The sequence below is a fragment of the Brevundimonas sp. AVps7 genome (genome assembly GCF_058681545.1).
In genome coordinates this window covers 93,568-112,052 of the sequence record NZ_CM178742.1, presented here as the reverse complement: position 1 = coordinate 112,052, position 18,485 = coordinate 93,568, and the positions used below count along the sequence as shown (strand labels likewise).

Below are 18,485 nucleotides of genomic sequence, written 5' to 3'. Positions count from 1 at the left end.
TTCGGACCGACGCTTGCAAGCCCGGCGCCGCCCGGCGTCCCAAGGCGGTTAGGGCCAGACCCGGCGCGGGTCCAGTCGCTTTCGCGCGAACCCTGTGAACGTTCGTTGAACAACGCAAAAGGGCCGGGCGTCGCCGCCCGGCCCTTCCCGTTTTGAGACGTTTTGAGGCCCTAGAAGGCGACGCGCAGCACGGCCTGATAGACCGGACCGGCGGTTTCCCGCTCCAGCTCGTATTCGTCGAAGCTGCGGCTCATCTGGTCGCCCAGATCGGCGAACTTGTTGAAGTCCTCTTCCTTGGCCGAGTTCAGCAGGTTGGAGCCCGTCAGGCGCAGGACCGTGTTGGACCACAGCTGCTTCTCGACGAAGATTTCCAGGTCGGCTCCGTAGCGGGTCGTGACCTCCTCGGCGATGACGCGCTCGTAGGCCTCGCCCTGCTTGCGATAGGTGGCGCCGAAGGCGGCGTCCCACGACGGGATGTCCTGGGTGAAGCCGAAGTTCAGCACATAGTCCGACTGCGAGTTGAAGCGGCGGTCGCCCATGAAGTCGTCGATCGACGAGTCCAGCCATGAGGCGTTGAGGAAGACGCCCGTCGTGTCCATGCCGATGAAGTCCAGCGGGGTGGAGAGGTCGAACTCGACGCCGTAGACCTCGCCGTCGCCGACATTGCTGACCGTGTAGACGAAGGTCCCGGCGCCGGCCGAACCGGTACGGCCGGTGTTGGTGTCCTCGATCAGGTCCGAGATCGAGCGGTAGAAGACGTTCAGGCCGACCACGCCGCGCGTGCCGATGCGATGTTCGACGCCGGCGTCCACGCCCCAGGCCGTTTCCGGCTCCAGGTTCGGGTTGCCGACGAAATCACTGTCGCCGCGCTCTTCTTCCAGGACCGCCGGGGACAGCTGGTTGAAGTTCGGACGGCGAACCGTGCGAGCGCCCGACAGGATGATCCGGTCATTCTCGTTGAGCTGGATGCGGACGCTGGCCGAGGGAAGAAGTTCGGCATAGTCGTTGTCGACCGAGCGCAGAGCCGCGGTCGGGGCGGTGACGTCCTCGATCGAGGTGTCCGTTGTTTCGTACCGCAGGCCGGCTTCCCACTTCAGATTGCCGCTGTCGCCCGAGACCATGACGTAGGGGTCGATGCGGGTCTCTTCGATGGTCGACAGCCCCCCCGGGATGGGGAGACGGGGTCCGAAGGCCGGTTGCGCCGGACGTGGGGCCGGGGCGTTCGGGATGGTGAACCGGACGCGGGCAGGGGCCGAAATGTCGGTGTCTCGCTCCTTGCCGACGTACTGCACGCCGAACTCCAGTTCGAGGGAATCGGTCAGCGACCGGGTATGCTCCAGAGCGCCCGAAACCTCCTGATCCTCGATGTCCGTATAGGTCTGGTCGGCCGTGAAACGATCTTCTTCCGGGAAGATGATGGCGTCGCGCAGGTATTCGGCTTCGTTCTCGAACTCGAACTGGGCGTCGGTCAGCGAGGCGAAGCCCAGCTTGAAGCGCGTCTCGCCGCCGAACATTTCGCGCTCGTAACGGGCGCGCAGTTGCAGGTTGTCCGTTTCGATATCGACGTTGTTGTCGTTGATCGTCAGCAGGTCGGCATCGGAACGGCGGCCGCCCCGATACTCGATCGAATCCTCGTCCTGCAGACGCTCGGTGCGCACGAAGACGCCCGAAAGATCCAGCGTTCCGCCGGCGACATCGACTTCATAGGCGGCGTTGAACGAATAGTCGGTGCCCGACCGCACGTCGGTCTGGACCTCGGTGTTCACCAGGGGGCCGCCCGGACGGTCGTAGCGGGCGCTGTGCTTGTCCTTCGGGTTGATCCGGTCCTGGACGCTGGCGCCGAGCAGCAGTCGGCCTGCGCCGACCTGGCCGCCGTAGACGGCGCCGAAGGTCTCGCCGATCTCATTGCCGGGGAAGACGATAACCCCGCCGCGCACATAACCGCCGTCCAGCGAATAGGCGTCGCGCAGGACGATGTTGATCGCGCCGGCGACCGCGTCGCCCGAACGGTTGGCCGAGGACGACCGAACGACCTCGACGCGCTCGATCAATTCGGCGGGGATGCGGTCGACGAAGAAGGAGCGGTCGACGCCGGCGCCGGGAACCCGCTCGCCGTTGATCAGGACCTGGGTGTAACCCGGATCCAGGCCGCGCAGGCGGACGCCGTCCGATTCCAGCACGTCCGACAGGAAGGTGACGCTGGGCACGCGCTTCAGGGCGTCGCCGACGGTCAGCGGCTCGAAGCGCTGGAAGTATTCGAGGTCGTAGGACAGGGTCGGCACGACGTCGTCGGTGCGGTTCCGGAGGACCGGGCGGCCGGTGACGATGACCTCTTCAAGAGCCGTGGCCGGCGCGTCCTGGGTCTGTGCGACGGCCGCGCCGCCGATGAGCAGGGGGGCGACGGCGGCCCCGAGCAGAAGTGCGAGTTTCATTTTATGCATCCCCGATGGCCGGGTCAGCGCTGCCGCCGCCGGTTCTGGGCGCTGCTGCTAAGCCAGAGCGGCGACGCCACGGCGACGCTTGTGCGAAGAGCCCGAGGCGGTTCGCGAACACGGGTGTGACAGTCCGTCCGTAGACGGTCGAACGCCCGCCCCGCCTGACAGAAACGCCGCACCCGATCGGGGTTGACCGGTGGTTTGCCACGTGATCTGCGCCGCCACGCTACGCCACGCCCTTCCATCAAGGATCCGCCATGCGCCAGATCGCCCTGTGCACCGCCGCCGTCGCCGCCCTGCTTCTCGCCGGCTGCGCCACCCACGAGGTCGACTACCAGGGCGAGGGCGAAGGCGTGATCGGCGCGGGCGTCCGGGTCCAGGCGATGCTGGAGACACCGTCGGTCGGCACCGGCGGCGGCGAGGATGCGGCTGACGACCCCGCCATCTGGGTCGGCGAGCGCCCGGTGGTGGTCATGGGAACCACCTCGCCCGGCTTCGTCGCAGGCACTGACAAGAAGGCCGGCCTCTACATCTACGGCTTCGACGGGGCTGTGCTGCAGTTCATGCCCGAGGGGCTGCTGAACAACGTCGACGCCATTGACGGCCTGACCGTCTCGGGCCGTCCGCAGGTGGTGCTGGGCGCCAGCGACCGGACGCCGGGCAAGGAGGGCGTCTCTCTCTATCTGTTCGACCCCGCCGGGACCGGCCAGAACGGCGTCCGCCCCTGGGGCGCGATCCGCACGGACGTGGTCGAGCCCTACGGCTTCTGCTTCGCCCGTCGGGGCTCCCAGATCCACGCAGTCCTCGTCGGCCATGAAGGCGAGGTGCGCCAGTTCGTCCTGACCGCCGACGCCGCGGGCGAGCCGGTCTCGCGCGAGGTTCGGCGGTTCGACATCGGCACCATCTCCGAAGGCTGCGCCGCCGACGAGGCGACCAACGCCCTGTATCTGGCCGAGGAGAATGTCGGCGTCTGGCGCTACAGCCTCGACCCGGCCGCCGGCGGCGCCCGCACCCTGATCCAGGGCATCGAGACCGACAAACTGGTCGCTGACGCCGAAGGCCTGACCATCCTCGCCGACGGGGAGGCCCGCTACCTGATCGGGTCCAGCCAGGGCGACAGCGCCTTCCCGGTCTGGCGCATCGATGGCGCCGCCCCCGAGTTCAAGGGCCGGTTCGTGGTCGAGGACGGGGTCGTGGACGGCGTCACGGGCACCGATGGTCTGGCGGCCATGGGCGGCCGGGTCTCGGACGCCTTCCCCGAAGGCGTCGTGGTGGTCCAGGACGACGTCAACGACGTCGGAACCCAGAACTTCAAATACATCGACTGGCGCGTCATCAAGGCGGCCCTCGGCATCGATTGATCCGCAAGCCCTCCCGTCGCTAGTCTGCGGAATGACGAACGACCCGCGCCCCGACGATCTGGAACCCGAAGACGGCGGCGGCTTCGACGCCGACGACTGGTCGCGGCTGAAGCCCTTCACAGGCCGGGTCGCCACGCTGGACGACGTCCAGGCGCGCCGGGCTGTCTTCGCCCTGGGCGACTCGGAGGACCCACAGGTCATCGACATGGACCTGCCCCAGCCGGTCATCTGGTGGGACGACGACGGCGAACAGGGGGCGGTCGCTGTGCAGGCCGAGGTCCACGCCGGGGCCTTCGGCGAACCGATGGAAGTCCTGGGCCTCATCCTGCCCGACGGCGACGCCGTCGTGGCCCTGCTCGACGACGTGGATCTGGTCGACGACACCGATCCTCACTGGCGCAGGCTGGTGGACGAAGCGATCGATCCGAACGCGGCGGACGAGGAGTGAAGCTGGACGCTCAGGCGGTTTCGTCCCTTGGTCCGGACGAAAAACACCCTGACGAAACGGACAAAACGGACGAAACGGACGACGGCTGGTTGTCGAAGGCCCATCAGGGCAGATGGTGAGCGGTCGTGCCGGTCGCAAGAGCTGGATAAGAATAACGTCCTATTACGCGCTTTCGTCATCCTCCGGCGAAGCGCAGCGGAGACCGGGGGACCCAGCGGCGCCGAAGGCGATCTTTTCAAGCACAATGTCGGCCGCCGGTGTCCGCGACAGGTTCGCACTCTCGCGCGCCGCTGGGTCCCCCGGTCTGCGCCGCGAAGGCGCGGCTTGCCGGAGGATGACGAAAGGGAGAGACGGCCCAAAAGGCAAACTCACGCAGCCCGGCGCGGAATTGAAAAAGGCCCGGTCGAAACCGGGCCTCTTCATATCGACTGGAGCGGGCGAAGAGATTCGAACTCTCGACCCCAACCTTGGCAAGGTTGTGCTCTACCACTGAGCTACGCCCGCACTCCGTAACGGGGCCCGGCTGGGCGATCCGTCTCGTCGAGAGCGGGGCCTATAGCGGACCCTGACGGTCCGTCGCAAGGCCCCTTTTTCGAAATTTACCTCGGAGCCATGCGGATGGCCCCGTCGAGGCGGATGCATTCGCCGTTGATGTAGACGTTGCGGGCCAGCTCCAGCACGAGGCTGGCGTAGTCAGAGGGCTTGCCCAGACGGCTGGGGAAGGGGATCTGGGCGGCCAGGGCGTCCTGGATCTTCTGGTCCATGCCGGCCATCATCGGGGTCCACATGATGCCTGGCAGGATGGTGTTGCAGCGGATGCCTTCCTGGGCGAGGTCGCGGGCGACCGGCAGGGTCATGGCGTAGACGCCGCCCTTGGACGCCGCATAGGCCGCCTGACCGACCTGGCCGTCCTGGGCCGCCACGGAAGCCGTGTTGACGATCAGGCCGCGCTCGCCGTCCTCCACGGGCTCCAGGGTCATCATCCCTGCGGCCGATTGGCTCAGGACGCGGAAGGTGCCGAACAGGTTGACGCGGACGGTGCGCTCGAACTGGGCCATGTCGTGGGCCTTGATCTCGCCGGTGTCCCTCTTGCGAGAGACGGTCTTCATGCCGGTGGCGATGCCGGCGCAGTTGACGGTCAGACGCTCCTGGCCGTGGGCGGCGCGGGCCTTTTCGAAGGCGGCGGCGACCGAGGCGTCGTCGGTGACGTCGACGGAACAGAAGATGCCGCCGATCTCTTTCGCGATGGCCTCGCCCTTTTCGGCGTTGAGATCGAACAGGGCGACCCTGGCGCCCGTCGCCGCGATCGCTCGCGCCGTCCCCTCACCCAGGCCCGAAGCCCCGCCCGTCACCACCGCTGCGATCGACCCGTCGAGTTTCATCGTAATCGTCCCTATGTTCTGATCTGAACTTCTGATTGCCGCGGGGATTTAGCCGCCATGACCGCCAAAGCCAAACCCGCCGCCGGGACCATCACGCCCGAAGACGCCATCGATCCGTCGAAGGCGCTGGTCCCTTCCGTACAGAAGGTCAACGAGGTGCGGGTCAAGGCCGGCTTCTGGCCCAAGATCGGGCGAGTGGCCGCCCGCATCCCGTTCGCGAACCAGGCCGTGTCCGTCTACTACGCCGCTCGTGATCCGGAGACGCCGATGGCGGCCAAGGGGATCATGCTGGGGGCGCTGGCCTATTTCGTCATGCCCATCGACGCCATCCCGGACGTGCTGGCCGGAATCGGCTTCACCGACGACGCGGCGGTGATTACGGCGGTGATCGCGACCCTGGGCGCCAATGTCCGCAAGCGGCACCGGGAGTTGGCCGACAAGGCGCTCGACAAGCTGCGCGATCAGTAGGATCGCGTCTCGCCCCGCGCCTGCGGGCCGATCTCCGTGTTCGACCTCAGCCAGCCGACTATGGATAGCCGGTCCTTCGCGGCGAACGAGGCGACCTGGGTCACGGCGTGTCGCGTCGGCACGACGAACAGGTTGAGCGCATTGAAGGCCGGGACCCAGCCGTGCTGGATGTGGCCGTCCTCGCCGTGGAAGACGAGATTGCCGCCCCAGTCGGCGCGCCAGTCGCGGCTGAAATTCAGCACATAGCCGTAGAGCCGGTTCTTGCCCGGCGAGACGTCATTGTGCGCGGTCAGGACGTGGCCGGGTCGATAGCGCGAGGCCTGGGCGTCGGCGAGGTCGATGCGGTCGTCGCCGGTCACCGTCCGCGCGAAGGCGATGAAGGCCTCGCTGTTGAGGAAGTCGAGCACATGGTCGGCCGCGTCGCCTTTCGACGCGCCCGCCTCCCGGTCGGCGGTCAGCCGGCGGGTGTCGAAGATATACTGGGTCAGGGGACTGGACCCGTCGACCGCCGCCTCGTCCAGCCAGGACTGTTTGGCCGGATCCTCGGCGACCCGGCCGTTCAGCGGCAGCTCCAGAAAGGCCCCGCCGGCCGCGACCGTGGTCTTCCACCGCGTTTCGGCCTCGAGCACATCGGCCACGGCCTCGGCGCTGTCGGCAGCGAGGACGCCGGGGATGTGCAGGCGCTTTCCGCCCGCCTCGAACGCCGTGGCGAGGGCGGCGGCGTCGAGATCGGGCGAGAGGCGGATCACGACTCGACGGTCACCACGACCTTGCCCATGACGGTGCGGTCCGACAGGGCCTGGATGGCCTCGTGGGCGCGCTCCAGCGGGAAGGTCTGCGACACGCGCGGCTTGATCTTGCCCTCGGCCCAGAACCTCATCAGATCGGCGACATTGGCCTTGTGACCCTCGGGATCGCGCGCGGCTCCCGCGCCCCAGAAGACCCCGACCACCGACACCGACTTCAGCAGGGTCAGGTTCAGCGGGAAGGACGGAATGCCCGCCGGGAAGCCGACCACCAGATAGCGGCCGTTCCAGTCCATCGACCGCAGGGCCGGCTCGGCATAGTCGCCGCCGACGCCGTCATAGACCACGTCCGGACCGTCGCGGCCCGAGGCCAGCTTGAACTCGCCCGACAGCTCCTTCTGGGCCGCCTTGTCCATGGCGCCCGACGGATAGATCAGGCCGTTGTCGGCCCCCAGTTCCAGGGCGAACTGGACCTTGTCGTTGGTTGAGGCGGCGGCCGTGACCTGGGCGCCCATGGCCTTGCCCAGTTCGACGGCGGCGGCGCCGACCCCGCCGGCCGCGCCGAGCACCAGCAGCCGTTCACCGGCCTTCAGCTGGGCCCGATCCTTGAGCGCATAGTAGGAGGTGCCGTAGGTCATGATGAGGGCGGCGCCCTCCTCGAACGACATGCCGTCGGGCATCTTGATGAGACTTTCGGCGCGCACGGCCAGCCGCTCGACCATCCCGCCCCAGCCCGGCATGGCGATGACCCGATCGCCCTTGAAGACGCCCTTCACCCCCTCGCCCACAGCCTCCACCACGCCCGAGACCTCGCCGCCCGGCGAGAAGGGGCGCTGGGGTTTGAACTGGTATTTGTCCTCGATAATCAGGGTGTCGGGGAAGTTCACGCCGACGGCCTTGACCTCGATGATGACCTCGCCCGCCTTCGGGGTCGGATCGAGAACCTCTTCGACGACGAGGCTGTCGGGGCCGCCGACGGTCTTGGACAGGACTGCGCGCATTATCTGGGTCTCGCTTCGCTAGGGCGGCCCATCGCGCGTTCGCGCTACTGGAGGCCGCCCCGTCAGGTTGAACTGGGCGGCGCCCCCGTGGCGCGCGCCTGCCAACGACGCTAGTGAGACGGCGGCCCGAATGAAAGAGGCTGAACGGTTTCAGGAAACCCCATGACCAGACTTGCCCTCATCCTCCACGGCGGCGCCGGCGCGCGTCGCAGCCGCGACTACACCGCCGAGATCGCTCATATGCGCGAGGTGGTCGAGGCCATGCGGGTGCGGCTAGAGGCCGGCGCCTCGGCCCTGGACGTGGCGGTGGAGGCGACGGTGCTGCTCGAAGACTCCGGCCTCTATGTCGCCGGACGCGGGGCCTCGCCAAACCTGGCCGGTGAATACGAACTGGACGCCAGCCTGATGGACGGGCCAAGCCGCCGCGCGGGCGCCGTCGCCGCCTTCCAGGGCTATCGCAATCCGATCCGGGCCGCCCGCGCCGTGATGGAGCACAGCCCGCACGTGCTGCTGGCGGGGTCGGGGGCAGCCCGGTTCGCGGGCGAGCACCATCTGGAGCCGATCAATGACCCGGAGGCCTGGTTCACCCGGGCCGGTCAGGGCGAGGACAACCATCCGCCGGGCCAGGGACCAGCGCTGAGCCACGGCACGGTCGGCTGCTGTGTGCTCGACACGCAGGGTCGTCTGGCGGCCGCCACCTCGACGGGCGGCGTGTTCGGCAAGCTGCCGGGGCGGGTTGGCGACACGCCGATCCCGGCGGCGGGCGTCTGGGCGACGGACCGGGTCGCCGTCTCCTGCACAGGCCAGGGCGAATATTTCATCCGCACGGCCGCGGCGGCCCAGATGGACTGGCGCGTCGAGGCGGGCGCGTCGATCACCGAGGCCGGCCGGGCGGTCATCGCAGGGATCGGCGAGATGGGCGGCGATGGCGGGCTCATCGCGCTGGATACGGCGGGAAACCGCGCCGACCCCTTCAACAGCCAGGGCATGAAGCGCGCCTGGCTTACGCCGGAGGGCCAGATCGGGGTCGAGGTGTTCGGGAAGTAGTTTCCTTCTCCCTCCGGGGCAGGCCCCCACATTACACCGCCGTAACTTACGCCGGCGCCAAGCCCTGATACGGTCGCTCCGCAACTCCGGAGTCCGTCCATGAAGTCTCGCCTGAAGTCGGCCGTCGCCGCCCTCGCCATCGTCACGGCCCTCGGGGCCTTCTCGCCGGTCGTGGCCCAGAGCGCGCCCGCCGGCATCGAGGTGCCGCCGCTTGGCTTCGTGAAGCGGACCCTGCCGAACGGCATGGACGTCTACACCGCGCGCGACACGACGACGTCGAACGTGACGGTCCAGGTCTGGTACCGCGTCGGCGGCAAGGACGATCCGGAAGGCCGCTCGGGCTTCGCCCACCTGTTCGAACACCTGATGTTCAAGGCCACCAAGGACTTCCCGGACGAGACCTTCGATCGCCTGACCGAGGACGTGGGCGGCAACAACAACGCCTTCACCAGTGACGACGTCACCGCCTATCACGAGACCATCCCGGCCAATCACCTGGAGCGCCTGATCTTCGCCGAGGCCAGCCGCCTGTCCTCGCTGGTCGTCGACGAGAGCGTGTTCGAGAGCGAGCGCGACGTGGTCAAGGAGGAGTACCGACAGGGCGTGCTCGCACAGCCCTACGGCCGGCTTTTCAGCCTGTTCATGCCGGCGGCCATCTATCAGCAGAGCCCCTACCGTCGCGGGGTGATCGGCTCTCTGGAGAACCTGGACGCCGCCACCATCGAGGACGTTCGCCGGTTCCACGCCACCTACTACCGCCCCGACAACGCCATCCTGATCGTGGCGGGGAACTTCGACCAGGCGCAACTGGATGGCTGGATCAACGAATACCTGGCGCCGATCGCCAATCCCGACCGGCCCCTGCCCGAAAACAACGTTGTGGAGCCCGAGCCGACTGGTCCGCGCGAGGCGACCTTCCATGCGCCGAACGTGCCGCTTCCGGCTGTCGTCCTGGCCTGGCCGACCGTGGCCTATCGCGACGCCGACCGAATCCCCCTGACCGTGCTGGACGGCATCCTGTCGACCGGCGAAAGCTCGCGGATGTACCGCTCGCTGGTCTACGAGCAACAGATCGCGGCACAGGCCTCATCGGGCCCCGACTTCTCCCAGCAGTCCGGCTATCTGTCGGCCTACGCCATCATGGCCGACGGCGAGACGCCCGAGACCGGGATCGCCGCCATCCGCGCCGAGATCGCGAAGTTCCGCGATACGCCCGTGACCGAGGCCGAACTGACCGAGGCCAAGAACGAACTGGTCGCCGACGCCCTGCGCGCTCGCGAGACCATCGACGACCGCGCCAATGTGCTCGGCTTCGCCCTGATCAACACCAATGACGCCTCGGTGGCCGACCGTGAGATTTCGCAGATCCAGGCCGTCACTGCGGCCGACATTCAGCGCGTCGCCCGGCGCTATCTGACCGATCAGCGCGCCCTGACGATCCGCTATCTGAACGCCGACGACGCCAATCCGGCGACGGAACAGACGACAGCCTTCACCGCCCCGGTCACCGTCGCTGACCTCGCGCCCGTGGGTCAGGTCTTCACCCTGCTGCCCGAGGCCGAGCGCGCGGCCCTGCCCGCCACCACCGAGCCGGTCGCCCCGACCACGCCGCCGGTCGCCGACTTCCGTCTCGACAACGGCCTGCGCGTGCTGGTCGTCGAGAAAGACGGCCTGCCGCTCGTTTCGGCACGGCTGAACTTCGATGCCGGTTCGGCCCATGAAGCGCCCGGCAAGGCGGGCCTGGCCTCCATGACCGCCGCCCTGCTGACGCAGGGCACCACCACCCGCACAGCTCCGCAGATCGCCACCGAGATCGAGCAGCTGGGCGCCCAGATCGGCGCGGGCGCGGGCGCGGACTTCTCCAACGTCTACGCCAACGCCCCGGCCAACGTCTTCCCGGAGACGGTCGCCCTGATGGCCGATCTGGTGCGCAATCCGGCCTTCGCGCAGGAGGAACTGGATCGCCAGCGCGACCAGACCCTGGACGGCCTGCGCATCAGTCTGTCGACGCCCGGCCCGGTCGCCGCCCAGGCCGCCGCCCGCGTGATCTACGGCGAGGCCCCCTATGGCGCGCCCGGATCGGGCACTCTGACGACCCTGCCCGCCCTGACGCGCCAAGACGTGGCGATCTTCCACCAGCAGCGATACCGCCCGATCGACGCGACCCTGGTCTTCTCCGGCGCCATCGACGAGGCCGAAGCGAGAGCCTTGGCCGAGGCCGCGTTCGGCGACTGGACCAACCCCTCGGCCGTCGGGGCGGCGGTCAATCCGTCCGGCCCGGCCCAGGCGCCCCGCATCGTCGTGATCGACCAGCCCGGCGCCGGTCAGGCGGCGGTCACCGTCGCCCTGCGCGGCGTGTCGCGGACCGACGCCGACTATTTCCCGCTGACCCTGGGCAACACCCTGCTGGGCGGCAGCTTCACCTCGCGCCTGAACCAGGAGATCCGGATCAAGCGCGGCCTCAGCTATGGCACCCGCTCGTCGCTGGGCGTGCGGGCCGAGGATGGCCTGTTCACCGCCAGCGCCCAGACGCGCAACGACGCAGCGGTCGAGGTCTCAGACCTGATCCTGGCCGAGATCACCCGCCTGTCGACCACCCGCCCGACGGCGTCGGAGCTGACCACCCGTCAGGCCATCCTGACCGGCGCCTTCGGAGGCTCGCTGGAAACGGTGGATGGTCTGGGCGGCCTCGTCGCCAACCTGGCGCTCTATGACCTGCCGATGAGCGAGCTGGCGGCCTATGTCGGCAATGTAGAAGCCATCGACGGGGCGGCGGTCCAGTCAGCCTTCGCCGAACACCTGCCGGTCGACCGGGCCAGCCTCGTGATCGTCGGCGACGCGGCCCAGTTCATCGACGCCCTGCGAGCGAAGCATCCGAACGTCGAGGTGATCCCGATCACGGCGCTGAACCTCGACAACGCGGCGCTGCGGTAGTCCCCAAAACTCCCTCTCCCATTGAGGGAGAGGGAGATCGCGCACGGCGGCGGAGCCGTCGTCCTGGCGCGATCGGGTGAGGGGCGAAACCCGGTCGACGGAATGGGGCCGCGGACAGATCCGTCCGGTGACGCGTACCCCTCATCCGACTTCGCTGCGCTCAGCCACCTTCTCCCGCAAGGGGAGAAGGGATCTAGTCCTCGTTTGCTTCGTCGACGGCCTCGGCGTCGTCGGCCACCACGACGTCCGTAGCCTGGTCCAGGGCGTACTGGGCGATCAGGCCGTAGGTGACCATCTGTTCCGGGTCGTTCGCCGCCCAGGCGCCGTTGGTGACCATGCCCTGGGCGAGGATCGGGGCGGTGCGCAGAGCGTCCTGCACCTCGGGATCGTTCAGCGCGTCCGCCACCAGCGCCTCGACGTCGATGTTGGCCAGGGCTTCCTGGGCGATCTGGCCGGCGTGGCGGCTGACTTCAGCAGTGAAGGCCATGACCTCCGGCTGGTATTCGGTCCAGATGGCCGCGATCCGAGCCTCGCGCTGGGTCTCGGTCAGGCTTTCGTCTTCGGAAATCGCCTCGGCGCGTTCGCCGAACGCCTCCATCCGCGCCTCGAAGGCCTCGGCGGCGGCTTCAATGGCGGCTTCCGACGCGGTCTGCGGCTCCTCGGCGAGTGCGGTGGACAACGGCAGGACGGCGAGGGCGGCGGCGAGGGAAAGGGCACGGATCATGGTCGGCTCCTTGGGATCTGATGACCCCAAGGTCCTTCGAACACCGTCCGACCTCAAGTTACTTCGCCGTAAGTCGCCGCGGGCTGACGTCAATCGGCTGGCGCGTCGGCCGGTTCAGCCTCTTCAGCAACATGCATGGCAAAACGGCGCACCAGGGCGGGGGCCTGTTTGATTTCAAGCAGGGCCGCGCTCGCGTCCTCCGGCTTGAGCATGGTGGGGTTGGCCAGGAGGAAGGCCCGCAAGGTCGCGGCGAAGGCGTCGGCCCTGGCTTGATAGGTCGCCTGAATGGCGTCGGCGTCGGCCACGGCCCTGGCGGTATCGTCACCGGCGGCGGCCTTGGCCGCCAGAATCTCGGCACGCATGGTGTCAAGGCTGGCATAGAAAGCCTCGCCGGCGGCTTCGATATCGGCCTCCGTCGGAGCGGCAGACGCCGTCGCCGGAGCGGTCGGCGCAGGGGCTGCGTCCTGGGCAATGACGGGTCCGGACGCCGCCAGGGCGCAGGCGAGGACGAGAATACGGATCATGAGAACACTCGTGGATACGGTTCGGGCCCGTACTGCAAATCCAGAGCGGGGCTCAAGCCTGCAAGGCCTACTTCGGACCGGGCCGCGTCCGGGCGCCCTGGGGCGCCGCGGCCTCCTGATAGCGCGCTGCGATCGCAGCGATCGCCGCGCGGGCCTGATCCTGATCGCCGCCCGCCTCGGCTATGGCGGCGACGATCTCTGCGTTCATACGCGCGCGCGTCGCGGGATCCGTCACGGCCGGAGCCAGGGCCGGATTGTCGACCCACTGCTGGGCGTTTGATGGGACATCAATTCGCGCAATCTGCGCCAGCGTCGCGGGATCCGTCACGGCCGGAGCCAGGGCCGGATTGTCGACCCACTGCTTGGCGTTTGACGAGACATCAATTCGCGCGGTCTGCGCCAGCGAAGGCGAGGCGGCGGACAGAATGGCGGCGGCGACCGCCAGCAACACGAACTTGCGCATGAGACCCTCCCTGAAAAGGCTGGCCAACGATGTCGCCGAACCCCTCGCCGCGCAAGACCGCGTTCTCTGAATCGGTCTTCGAGGCGCCTTTCGTCAGGCGCCTCCTCGCCTCAGCTCCGGCGGTCGCGCTTGGCCAGAACCCGCAGACGCAGGGCGTTCAGCTTGATGAAGCCGGCCGCATCGTTGTGGTCATAGGCCTGAACGCCCTCCTCGAAGGTCACCAGATCCTGATCGTACAGGCTGTTGGCGCTCTCGCGGCCGATGACGGCGACATTGCCCTTGTAGAGCTTGACCCGGACCGTGCCCGAGACCTTCTGCTGCGACAGGTCGATGGCGGCCTGCAGCATCTCGCGCTCGGGCGAGAACCAGAAGCCGTTGTAGATCAGCTCGGCGTATTTCGGCATCAGCTGGTCCTTCAGGTGCATGGCGCCCCCGTCCAGGGTGATCGACTCGATGCCGCGGTGGGCGGCGATCAGGATCGTGCCGCCGGGCGTCTCGTAGACGCCGCGCGACTTCATGCCGACGTAGCGGTTCTCGACCAGATCGAGGCGGCCGATGCCGTTGTCGTGGCCGAGTTCATTGAGCTTCGTCAGGATCGTGGCCGGCGACATGGCCACGCCATCGATGGAGACCGCGTCGCCCTTCTCGAAGCCGATGGTGATGACGGTCGCCTTGTCGGGCGCGTCCTCGGGCGCGATCGTGCGCTGATGGACGAACTCGGGCGCCTCGACGGCCGGGTCCTCGAGGACCTTACCCTCGGACGAGGAATGCAGAAGGTTGGCGTCGACCGAGAACGGGGCCTCGCCGCGCTTGTCCTTGGCGATCGGGATCTGGTTCTTCTCGGCGAAGTCCAGCAGGGCCTCACGGCTGCGGTATTCCCACTCACGCCAGGGGGCGATGACGCGGATATCGGGCTCCAGCGCATAGTAGCCGAGCTCGAAGCGGACCTGGTCGTTGCCCTTGCCGGTAGCGCCGTGACAGACGGCGTCGGCGCCGACCATGCGGGCGATCTCGATCTGGCGCTTGGCGATCAGCGGACGGGCGATCGAGGTGCCGAGCAGATAGTCGCCTTCGTACTGGGCGTTGGCGCGGAACATCGGGAAGACGAAGTCGCGCACGAACTCCTCGCGCAGGTCGTCGATGAAGATGTTCTCGGGCTTGATGCCCATCTTCAGGGCCTTCTCGCGCGCCGGCGCCAGTTCCTCGCCCTGGCCCAGGTCGGCGGTGAAGGTCACGACCTCCGCGCCGTATTCCGTCTGCAGCCACTTCAGGATGATCGAGGTGTCGAGGCCGCCGGAATAGGCCAGGACGACCTTCTTGACGGGCTTGTCGGAGGCTTTGGCCATGACGGATCTTTCAGAGAACGGCGGGAGAGGATTTGCGCGCGCTTAAACGGCCTGAACGCCCGCGATGCAAGGGCGAGACTGTGGCGGGGGGCCGGTCTATCGCAAAGCCCCGTCCGGCACTATGTCCCTGCGCATGACCGACGCGCCTGCAACACCGCCCGAAAGCCCACCCGAACGTGTCCTGAGCGAGCCGGCCAAACGCGCCCTGGCCGAGGCCGCCGAACGCCGTGCGAAGGCCGAGGCGCTGGAGCCGGCGACCGAGCATGGCGGGCCGACCGGGCCCGAGCCGACGCGATACGGCGACTGGGAGAAGAAGGGTATCGCGGTCGATTTCTGAGCCAGGCCTGCCCTCCATCTTTCGTCTCCTTCGTTGCAGCGGAGCGAAGACCAGAGGATGACGAAAGGGGACAATGACGGAGGAGGCAGGGCCCGCGAACGAATCCCGGCGAACAGCGTTAACCTTTTCGTCCAGCCAGAGGGTTCCATGCGTCGTCTCGCCCTGATCGTCCTCGCCACAGTCGCCATCCCGGGCGCGGCCGCCGCCCAGACCTGGGGCCAGCCTGTCTATGCCGGTCAACCCGCGCCCTATGGTCAGCCCTACGGCGGGCCGGTCCCCTATGGATATGGCGGCCATGGCCAGAGTTCTGGGTACGGGGCGGGATACGGCGATCCGCGCGCATACCGACCGCCGGTCCAGTACGGCTACGGCCATGACCGTGGCGGGCGCTATGGCTACAGCAATCGTTCGGGGCAGTGGACCCGCTGGTCGAGCCCGCCGGGACGCGGCTATCACGACGTCTATGGCTACAACGACGACCGCGCCCCGCGCGGCGCCGACCACGGTCGATCCCGGGATCGCGACTGATCCTGCGACCTCGGGACCTGGCTCTACGACCGTTGAGTCGGGCCGCTGAAGCCAGCTTCACGCCAGAAAAGCGAGATTTAACCACGTCTTGAACGGATTGCTCCCTTCCGGGGAGCATCAGGAACCCTTCTGCGAGAGAAGGCCTACGGTGGGCTCGAACGTCGCGGAGTCCGCCCAGTGAAAACCCTCATCTCGATCCTGACCGCCCTCCTGTTGCTGGGCGTCTCGCCCGCGCTGGCGAGCGAAAACGGCGGCGGGAGCCAGCACGGTGGCGGCGGCTATGGCGGCGGAGGCCACGGCGGCGGTGGTCACGGCGGCGGCGGGGGCTGTGGCGGCGGCTGTGGCGGTGGCGGCGGTCACCCGGGCGGCGGCGGCGGACACTACGGCGGCAACATCAATGTGAACGTCAACGCCAACGCCAATGCGAACGCCGGCGCCTATGCCGGCGCGGGAGCGGGCGCCTATATCAACGCCCGAGCCTATGACGTCGGGGCGATCCGGGGCGGCGGCGGCTACGGCGGCTCGGTCATGCACGGCAGCGGCGGCGTCGACATGGGCGGCGGCTATGGCTACGGCGCCGGCTATGCGGTCGTCGTGCGCGGCCCCGGCTATGGCCCCAGCCGTCCGTTCGGCTATGTCGCCCAGGGCTTCGGTCGTCGCTATGTGACCACCGACCGCTGCTGCGGCCTGCGCCCGGCCCCTTGCTATGACAACTGCGGCGGCGGCCATCCGCCCGCTCCTCCGCCGCCGCCTCCGCCCCCGTCCTGCGACTGCCAGGGCGGTCACGGCGGCCATGGTGACAACCACGGCGGCGGATACGGCTATCAACAGAGCTATTCCGGCGGCCGGAGCGGTTCGTCCTACAGCGTGCGCGAGAGCTACAGCGAGAGCAGCTCAGGCGGATACCAGGGTGGCTATCAGGGCGGCGACCGCTATTCCGACCGTCGCGACGACGGCCCGCGCTATGCGCCAATCCCCTATCAAGCGTCGCCGCTGGAGCCTGTCGCCTATGAGCGGGGCGCCTACGACCAAGGCGGCTACGGCCAGGCCTATGCGCCGCCGCCGGTCCAGTACAGCCAGCCGGCCTATGCGGAGCCCGCCTACGTCGAGCCGCAGGTCTATCAACCGGCCCCGGTCTATATCCAGGCGCCGCAAGGCTACTACGGCGACCTGCCTCCGGGCGACACCGGCGAGGGCTATCCCTACCGGCAGGAACCCGGTGAGCGCGGCTGACGGCTAGCGCACGCCGTCCATCTCGGCGGCGATCTGCGCAGCCGCCGTCACCGGGTCCCCGGCGGCGATCACCGGCCGCGCGACCACCAGATGGGTCGCCCCCGCCTGCAACGCAGCGGCGGGCGTCGCCACCCGCTGCTGGTCGCCCAGATCGCCGCCCGCCGGCCGCACGCCCGGGGTGACGATCAGGAAGTCCGGACGGCCGGCCTCGAGGGCGATTTGCTTGACCCGCGCGGCCTCAAGCGGGCTCGACACCACCCCGTCGACGCCGCACTCCAGCGCCTGACGCACCCGCGCTTCGACGAGGTCGGCGGCCTTCGCAGAATAGCCGATCTCCCTGAGATCCTCGTCCGACAGGCTGGTCATGACGGTGACGGCCAGGATCTTCGTCGCATGGCCGCCGCGCCCCTTCACGGCAGCCCGCATCACCTGCGGCTCGGCGTGGACGGTCAACAGGTCGCAGCCGCCCTCGGCCACTGAGCGGGCCGCGCCTTCGACCTGGGCCCCGATGTCGTGCAGTTTCCAGTCCTGAAAGACGAGCTTGCCCATGGCGCGCAGTTCGTGGGCGAAGGCGACGCCGCCCGGGCGGGCCAGAAGCGTCAGCCCGACCTTGTAGCTCTCGACGCCGGCGCCGATCCGTTGGACGAGCGCGCGGGCCTCTTCGATGGAGGGAAGGTCCAGCCCGACGATCAGGCGCGGGTCGGACAGGAGAGGCGAGGTCATCGACGGGCTCCGCGTGACCGGCTAGACCGACGCCCACGGGTGCGTCGGCGAACCGGCGTTTGACGATGTAAGTTAAGGGACAGGCAATGGACGCGCTCGATCTGGGGGTCAACCTGTTCGTGACCCTGTTCGCCCTGCTCGACCCCATCGGCAATATCCCGATCTTTGCGGCGGCCACGGCGGGCGCGACGCTTCGGCAGCGGATTTCCGTCTCGGCCCTGATCTGCCTGTTCGCGGCGGTCTTCCTGGCCTTCTTCTTCTTCACCGGCCTGGGTCTGCTGCAGTTCTTCGGCATCTCGCTGGCGGCGTTCCGCATCGCGGGCGGGGTCCTGCTACTGTTGCTCGGGCTCGACATGGCGCGCGAGGACTTCCTCGCCACCTTCGCCGACAAGGATGCGGCCCTCGATCTGAAAGACGTGCGCGGCTATGCGCGACGCCGGTTCCAGCGGCTGGTGGTGCCCTTCGCCATCCCCCTGATGATCGGGCCCGGCGCCATCTCGGCCATCATCATCCAGGCCGGAGAGGCCGAGAAGATCGGCGCAGCAGGCACGGTCGCCTCCCTGATCGCCATCGCGGCGGCGGCCGGGGTGTCCTTCGTCAGCTTCGCCCTGACCGGTCCGATCAGCCGCATCCTGGGCGACGTCGGTCTTTCCATCATCGTGCGGGTTCTGGGCCTGATCCTTTGCGCCCTGGCGATCCAGTTCATCCTCATGGGTCTGGGCGAGGCCCTGCCCGGCATGTTCGCGGGGTCGGTGACGACGCCCTATCCGGCCGGCGGGCACTGA

General features: G+C 68.4%; 18 protein-coding genes and 1 tRNA gene. 9 read left to right on the top strand and 10 right to left on the bottom strand.

Annotation, left to right across the window (positions count from 1 at the left end):
• Positions 1–170: 170 nt before the first annotated feature.
• Positions 171–2,432, bottom strand: coding sequence for a TonB-dependent receptor plug domain-containing protein (locus ACW17Y_RS00580; RefSeq protein ID WP_492036846.1), 2,262 nt, complete (start codon positions 2,430–2,432; stop codon positions 171–173).
• A gap of 260 nt (positions 2,433–2,692) precedes the next feature.
• Here ACW17Y_RS00580 and ACW17Y_RS00575 point away from each other — a divergent pair, with 260 nt between their 5' ends.
• On the top strand, positions 2,693–3,796 hold the full coding sequence (locus ACW17Y_RS00575) for a phytase (RefSeq protein ID WP_492036845.1): 1,104 nt from the start codon (positions 2,693–2,695) through the stop codon (positions 3,794–3,796).
• Between the two features lie 31 nt (positions 3,797–3,827).
• Positions 3,828–4,244, top strand: a complete 417-nt coding sequence (locus ACW17Y_RS00570; RefSeq protein WP_492036844.1) for a hypothetical protein — start codon at positions 3,828–3,830, stop codon at positions 4,242–4,244.
• Between the two features lie 429 nt (positions 4,245–4,673).
• On the opposite strand, the gene ACW17Y_RS00565 is transcribed toward ACW17Y_RS00570, so the two are convergent.
• Positions 4,674–4,748, bottom strand: a tRNA-Gly gene (locus ACW17Y_RS00565).
• A 95-nt stretch (positions 4,749–4,843) separates the two neighbouring features.
• Complete coding sequence (locus ACW17Y_RS00560; RefSeq protein ID WP_492036843.1) at positions 4,844–5,626, bottom strand: SDR family oxidoreductase; 783 nt, start codon at positions 5,624–5,626, stop codon at positions 4,844–4,846.
• 57 nt (positions 5,627–5,683) lie between these two features.
• Here ACW17Y_RS00560 and ACW17Y_RS00555 point away from each other — a divergent pair, with 57 nt between their 5' ends.
• Positions 5,684–6,094 (top strand): YkvA family protein, encoded by a 411-nt coding sequence (locus ACW17Y_RS00555; RefSeq protein ID WP_492036842.1) that lies wholly within the window; start codon positions 5,684–5,686, stop codon positions 6,092–6,094.
• On the opposite strand, the gene ACW17Y_RS00550 is transcribed toward ACW17Y_RS00555, so the two are convergent.
• The gene (locus tag ACW17Y_RS00550; protein WP_492036841.1) at positions 6,088–6,843 is read right to left on the bottom strand and encodes a 2OG-Fe(II) oxygenase; all 756 of its coding nucleotides are present in this window, start codon (positions 6,841–6,843) and stop codon (positions 6,088–6,090) included. The genes ACW17Y_RS00555 and ACW17Y_RS00550 overlap by 7 nt on opposite strands.
• On the bottom strand, positions 6,840–7,841 hold the full coding sequence (locus ACW17Y_RS00545) for an NADPH:quinone oxidoreductase family protein (protein WP_492036840.1): 1,002 nt from the start codon (positions 7,839–7,841) through the stop codon (positions 6,840–6,842). Before ACW17Y_RS00545 ends, ACW17Y_RS00550 begins: the two co-directional genes overlap by 4 nt.
• A gap of 162 nt (positions 7,842–8,003) precedes the next feature.
• On the opposite strand from ACW17Y_RS00545, the gene ACW17Y_RS00540 reads away from it, so the two are divergent.
• Positions 8,004–8,888 carry an isoaspartyl peptidase/L-asparaginase family protein gene (locus ACW17Y_RS00540; RefSeq protein WP_492036839.1) on the top strand — a complete coding sequence of 295 codons (885 nt, stop codon included), beginning with the start codon at positions 8,004–8,006 and terminating at the stop codon, positions 8,886–8,888.
• A 99-nt stretch (positions 8,889–8,987) separates the two neighbouring features.
• On the top strand, positions 8,988–11,822 hold the full coding sequence (locus ACW17Y_RS00535; RefSeq protein ID WP_492036838.1) for a M16 family metallopeptidase: 2,835 nt from the start codon (positions 8,988–8,990) through the stop codon (positions 11,820–11,822).
• Positions 11,823–12,015: 193 nt separating this feature from the next.
• Here ACW17Y_RS00535 and ACW17Y_RS00530 read toward each other — a convergent pair whose 3' ends face one another.
• The 4 genes from ACW17Y_RS00530 to ACW17Y_RS00515 all read right to left on the bottom strand — a co-directional run bounded on the left by ACW17Y_RS00530 (position 12,016) and on the right by ACW17Y_RS00515 (position 14,879).
• Positions 12,016–12,546, bottom strand: coding sequence for a hypothetical protein (locus ACW17Y_RS00530; RefSeq protein ID WP_492036837.1), 531 nt, complete (start codon positions 12,544–12,546; stop codon positions 12,016–12,018).
• An 89-nt stretch (positions 12,547–12,635) separates the two neighbouring features.
• A complete protein-coding gene (locus ACW17Y_RS00525) occupies positions 12,636–13,070 on the bottom strand; it encodes a hypothetical protein (RefSeq protein WP_492036836.1) in 435 nt (144 codons plus the stop codon).
• Positions 13,071–13,137: 67 nt separating this feature from the next.
• Positions 13,138–13,533, bottom strand: coding sequence for a hypothetical protein (locus ACW17Y_RS00520; protein ID WP_492036835.1), 396 nt, complete (start codon positions 13,531–13,533; stop codon positions 13,138–13,140).
• A gap of 110 nt (positions 13,534–13,643) precedes the next feature.
• The gene (locus ACW17Y_RS00515) at positions 13,644–14,879 is read right to left on the bottom strand and encodes an argininosuccinate synthase (protein WP_492036834.1); all 1,236 of its coding nucleotides are present in this window, start codon (positions 14,877–14,879) and stop codon (positions 13,644–13,646) included.
• Between the two features lie 133 nt (positions 14,880–15,012).
• On the opposite strand from ACW17Y_RS00515, the gene ACW17Y_RS00510 reads away from it, so the two are divergent.
• From ACW17Y_RS00510 to ACW17Y_RS00500, 3 genes are all read left to right on the top strand, one after another.
• The gene (locus ACW17Y_RS00510; RefSeq protein WP_492036833.1) at positions 15,013–15,216 is read left to right on the top strand and encodes a DUF1674 domain-containing protein; all 204 of its coding nucleotides are present in this window, start codon (positions 15,013–15,015) and stop codon (positions 15,214–15,216) included.
• 147 nt (positions 15,217–15,363) lie between these two features.
• Positions 15,364–15,744 carry a hypothetical protein gene (locus ACW17Y_RS00505; RefSeq protein WP_492036832.1) on the top strand — a complete coding sequence of 127 codons (381 nt, stop codon included), beginning with the start codon at positions 15,364–15,366 and terminating at the stop codon, positions 15,742–15,744.
• 177 nt (positions 15,745–15,921) lie between these two features.
• On the top strand, positions 15,922–16,977 hold the full coding sequence (locus ACW17Y_RS00500) for a hypothetical protein (protein WP_492036831.1): 1,056 nt from the start codon (positions 15,922–15,924) through the stop codon (positions 16,975–16,977).
• Between the two features lie 3 nt (positions 16,978–16,980).
• On the opposite strand, the gene pyrF is transcribed toward ACW17Y_RS00500, so the two are convergent.
• Positions 16,981–17,700 carry an orotidine-5'-phosphate decarboxylase gene (pyrF, locus tag ACW17Y_RS00495; protein WP_492036830.1) on the bottom strand — a complete coding sequence of 240 codons (720 nt, stop codon included), beginning with the start codon at positions 17,698–17,700 and terminating at the stop codon, positions 16,981–16,983.
• 86 nt (positions 17,701–17,786) lie between these two features.
• Here pyrF and ACW17Y_RS00490 point away from each other — a divergent pair, with 86 nt between their 5' ends.
• The gene (locus tag ACW17Y_RS00490) at positions 17,787–18,485 is read left to right on the top strand and encodes a MarC family protein (protein ID WP_492036829.1); all 699 of its coding nucleotides are present in this window, start codon (positions 17,787–17,789) and stop codon (positions 18,483–18,485) included.

What these genes read in the sequence shown, in the direction of transcription:
- ACW17Y_RS00535 (WP_492036838.1), top strand. Translation starts at nt 8,988, where the DNA reads ATGAAGTCTCGCCTGAAGTCGGCCGTCGCCGCCCTCGCCATCGTCACG.
- ACW17Y_RS00540 (WP_492036839.1), top strand. Translation starts at nt 8,004, where the DNA reads ATGACCAGACTTGCCCTCATCCTCCACGGCGGCGCCGGCGCGCGTCGC.
- ACW17Y_RS00490 (WP_492036829.1), top strand. Translation starts at nt 17,787, where the DNA reads ATGGACGCGCTCGATCTGGGGGTCAACCTGTTCGTGACCCTGTTCGCC.
- ACW17Y_RS00560 (WP_492036843.1), bottom strand. Translation starts at nt 5,626, where the DNA reads ATGAAACTCGACGGGTCGATCGCAGCGGTGGTGACGGGCGGGGCTTCG.
- ACW17Y_RS00505 (WP_492036832.1), top strand. Translation starts at nt 15,364, where the DNA reads ATGCGTCGTCTCGCCCTGATCGTCCTCGCCACAGTCGCCATCCCGGGC.
- ACW17Y_RS00515 (WP_492036834.1), bottom strand. Translation starts at nt 14,879, where the DNA reads ATGGCCAAAGCCTCCGACAAGCCCGTCAAGAAGGTCGTCCTGGCCTAT.
- ACW17Y_RS00510 (WP_492036833.1), top strand. Translation starts at nt 15,013, where the DNA reads ATGACCGACGCGCCTGCAACACCGCCCGAAAGCCCACCCGAACGTGTC.
- pyrF (WP_492036830.1), bottom strand. Translation starts at nt 17,700, where the DNA reads ATGACCTCGCCTCTCCTGTCCGACCCGCGCCTGATCGTCGGGCTGGAC.
- ACW17Y_RS00530 (WP_492036837.1), bottom strand. Translation starts at nt 12,546, where the DNA reads ATGATCCGTGCCCTTTCCCTCGCCGCCGCCCTCGCCGTCCTGCCGTTG.
- ACW17Y_RS00570 (WP_492036844.1), top strand. Translation starts at nt 3,828, where the DNA reads ATGACGAACGACCCGCGCCCCGACGATCTGGAACCCGAAGACGGCGGC.
- ACW17Y_RS00545 (WP_492036840.1), bottom strand. Translation starts at nt 7,841, where the DNA reads ATGCGCGCAGTCCTGTCCAAGACCGTCGGCGGCCCCGACAGCCTCGTC.
- ACW17Y_RS00555 (WP_492036842.1), top strand. Translation starts at nt 5,684, where the DNA reads ATGACCGCCAAAGCCAAACCCGCCGCCGGGACCATCACGCCCGAAGAC.
- ACW17Y_RS00520 (WP_492036835.1), bottom strand. Translation starts at nt 13,533, where the DNA reads ATGCGCAAGTTCGTGTTGCTGGCGGTCGCCGCCGCCATTCTGTCCGCC.
- ACW17Y_RS00575 (WP_492036845.1), top strand. Translation starts at nt 2,693, where the DNA reads ATGCGCCAGATCGCCCTGTGCACCGCCGCCGTCGCCGCCCTGCTTCTC.
- ACW17Y_RS00580 (WP_492036846.1), bottom strand. Translation starts at nt 2,432, where the DNA reads ATGAAACTCGCACTTCTGCTCGGGGCCGCCGTCGCCCCCCTGCTCATC.
- ACW17Y_RS00525 (WP_492036836.1), bottom strand. Translation starts at nt 13,070, where the DNA reads ATGATCCGTATTCTCGTCCTCGCCTGCGCCCTGGCGGCGTCCGGACCC.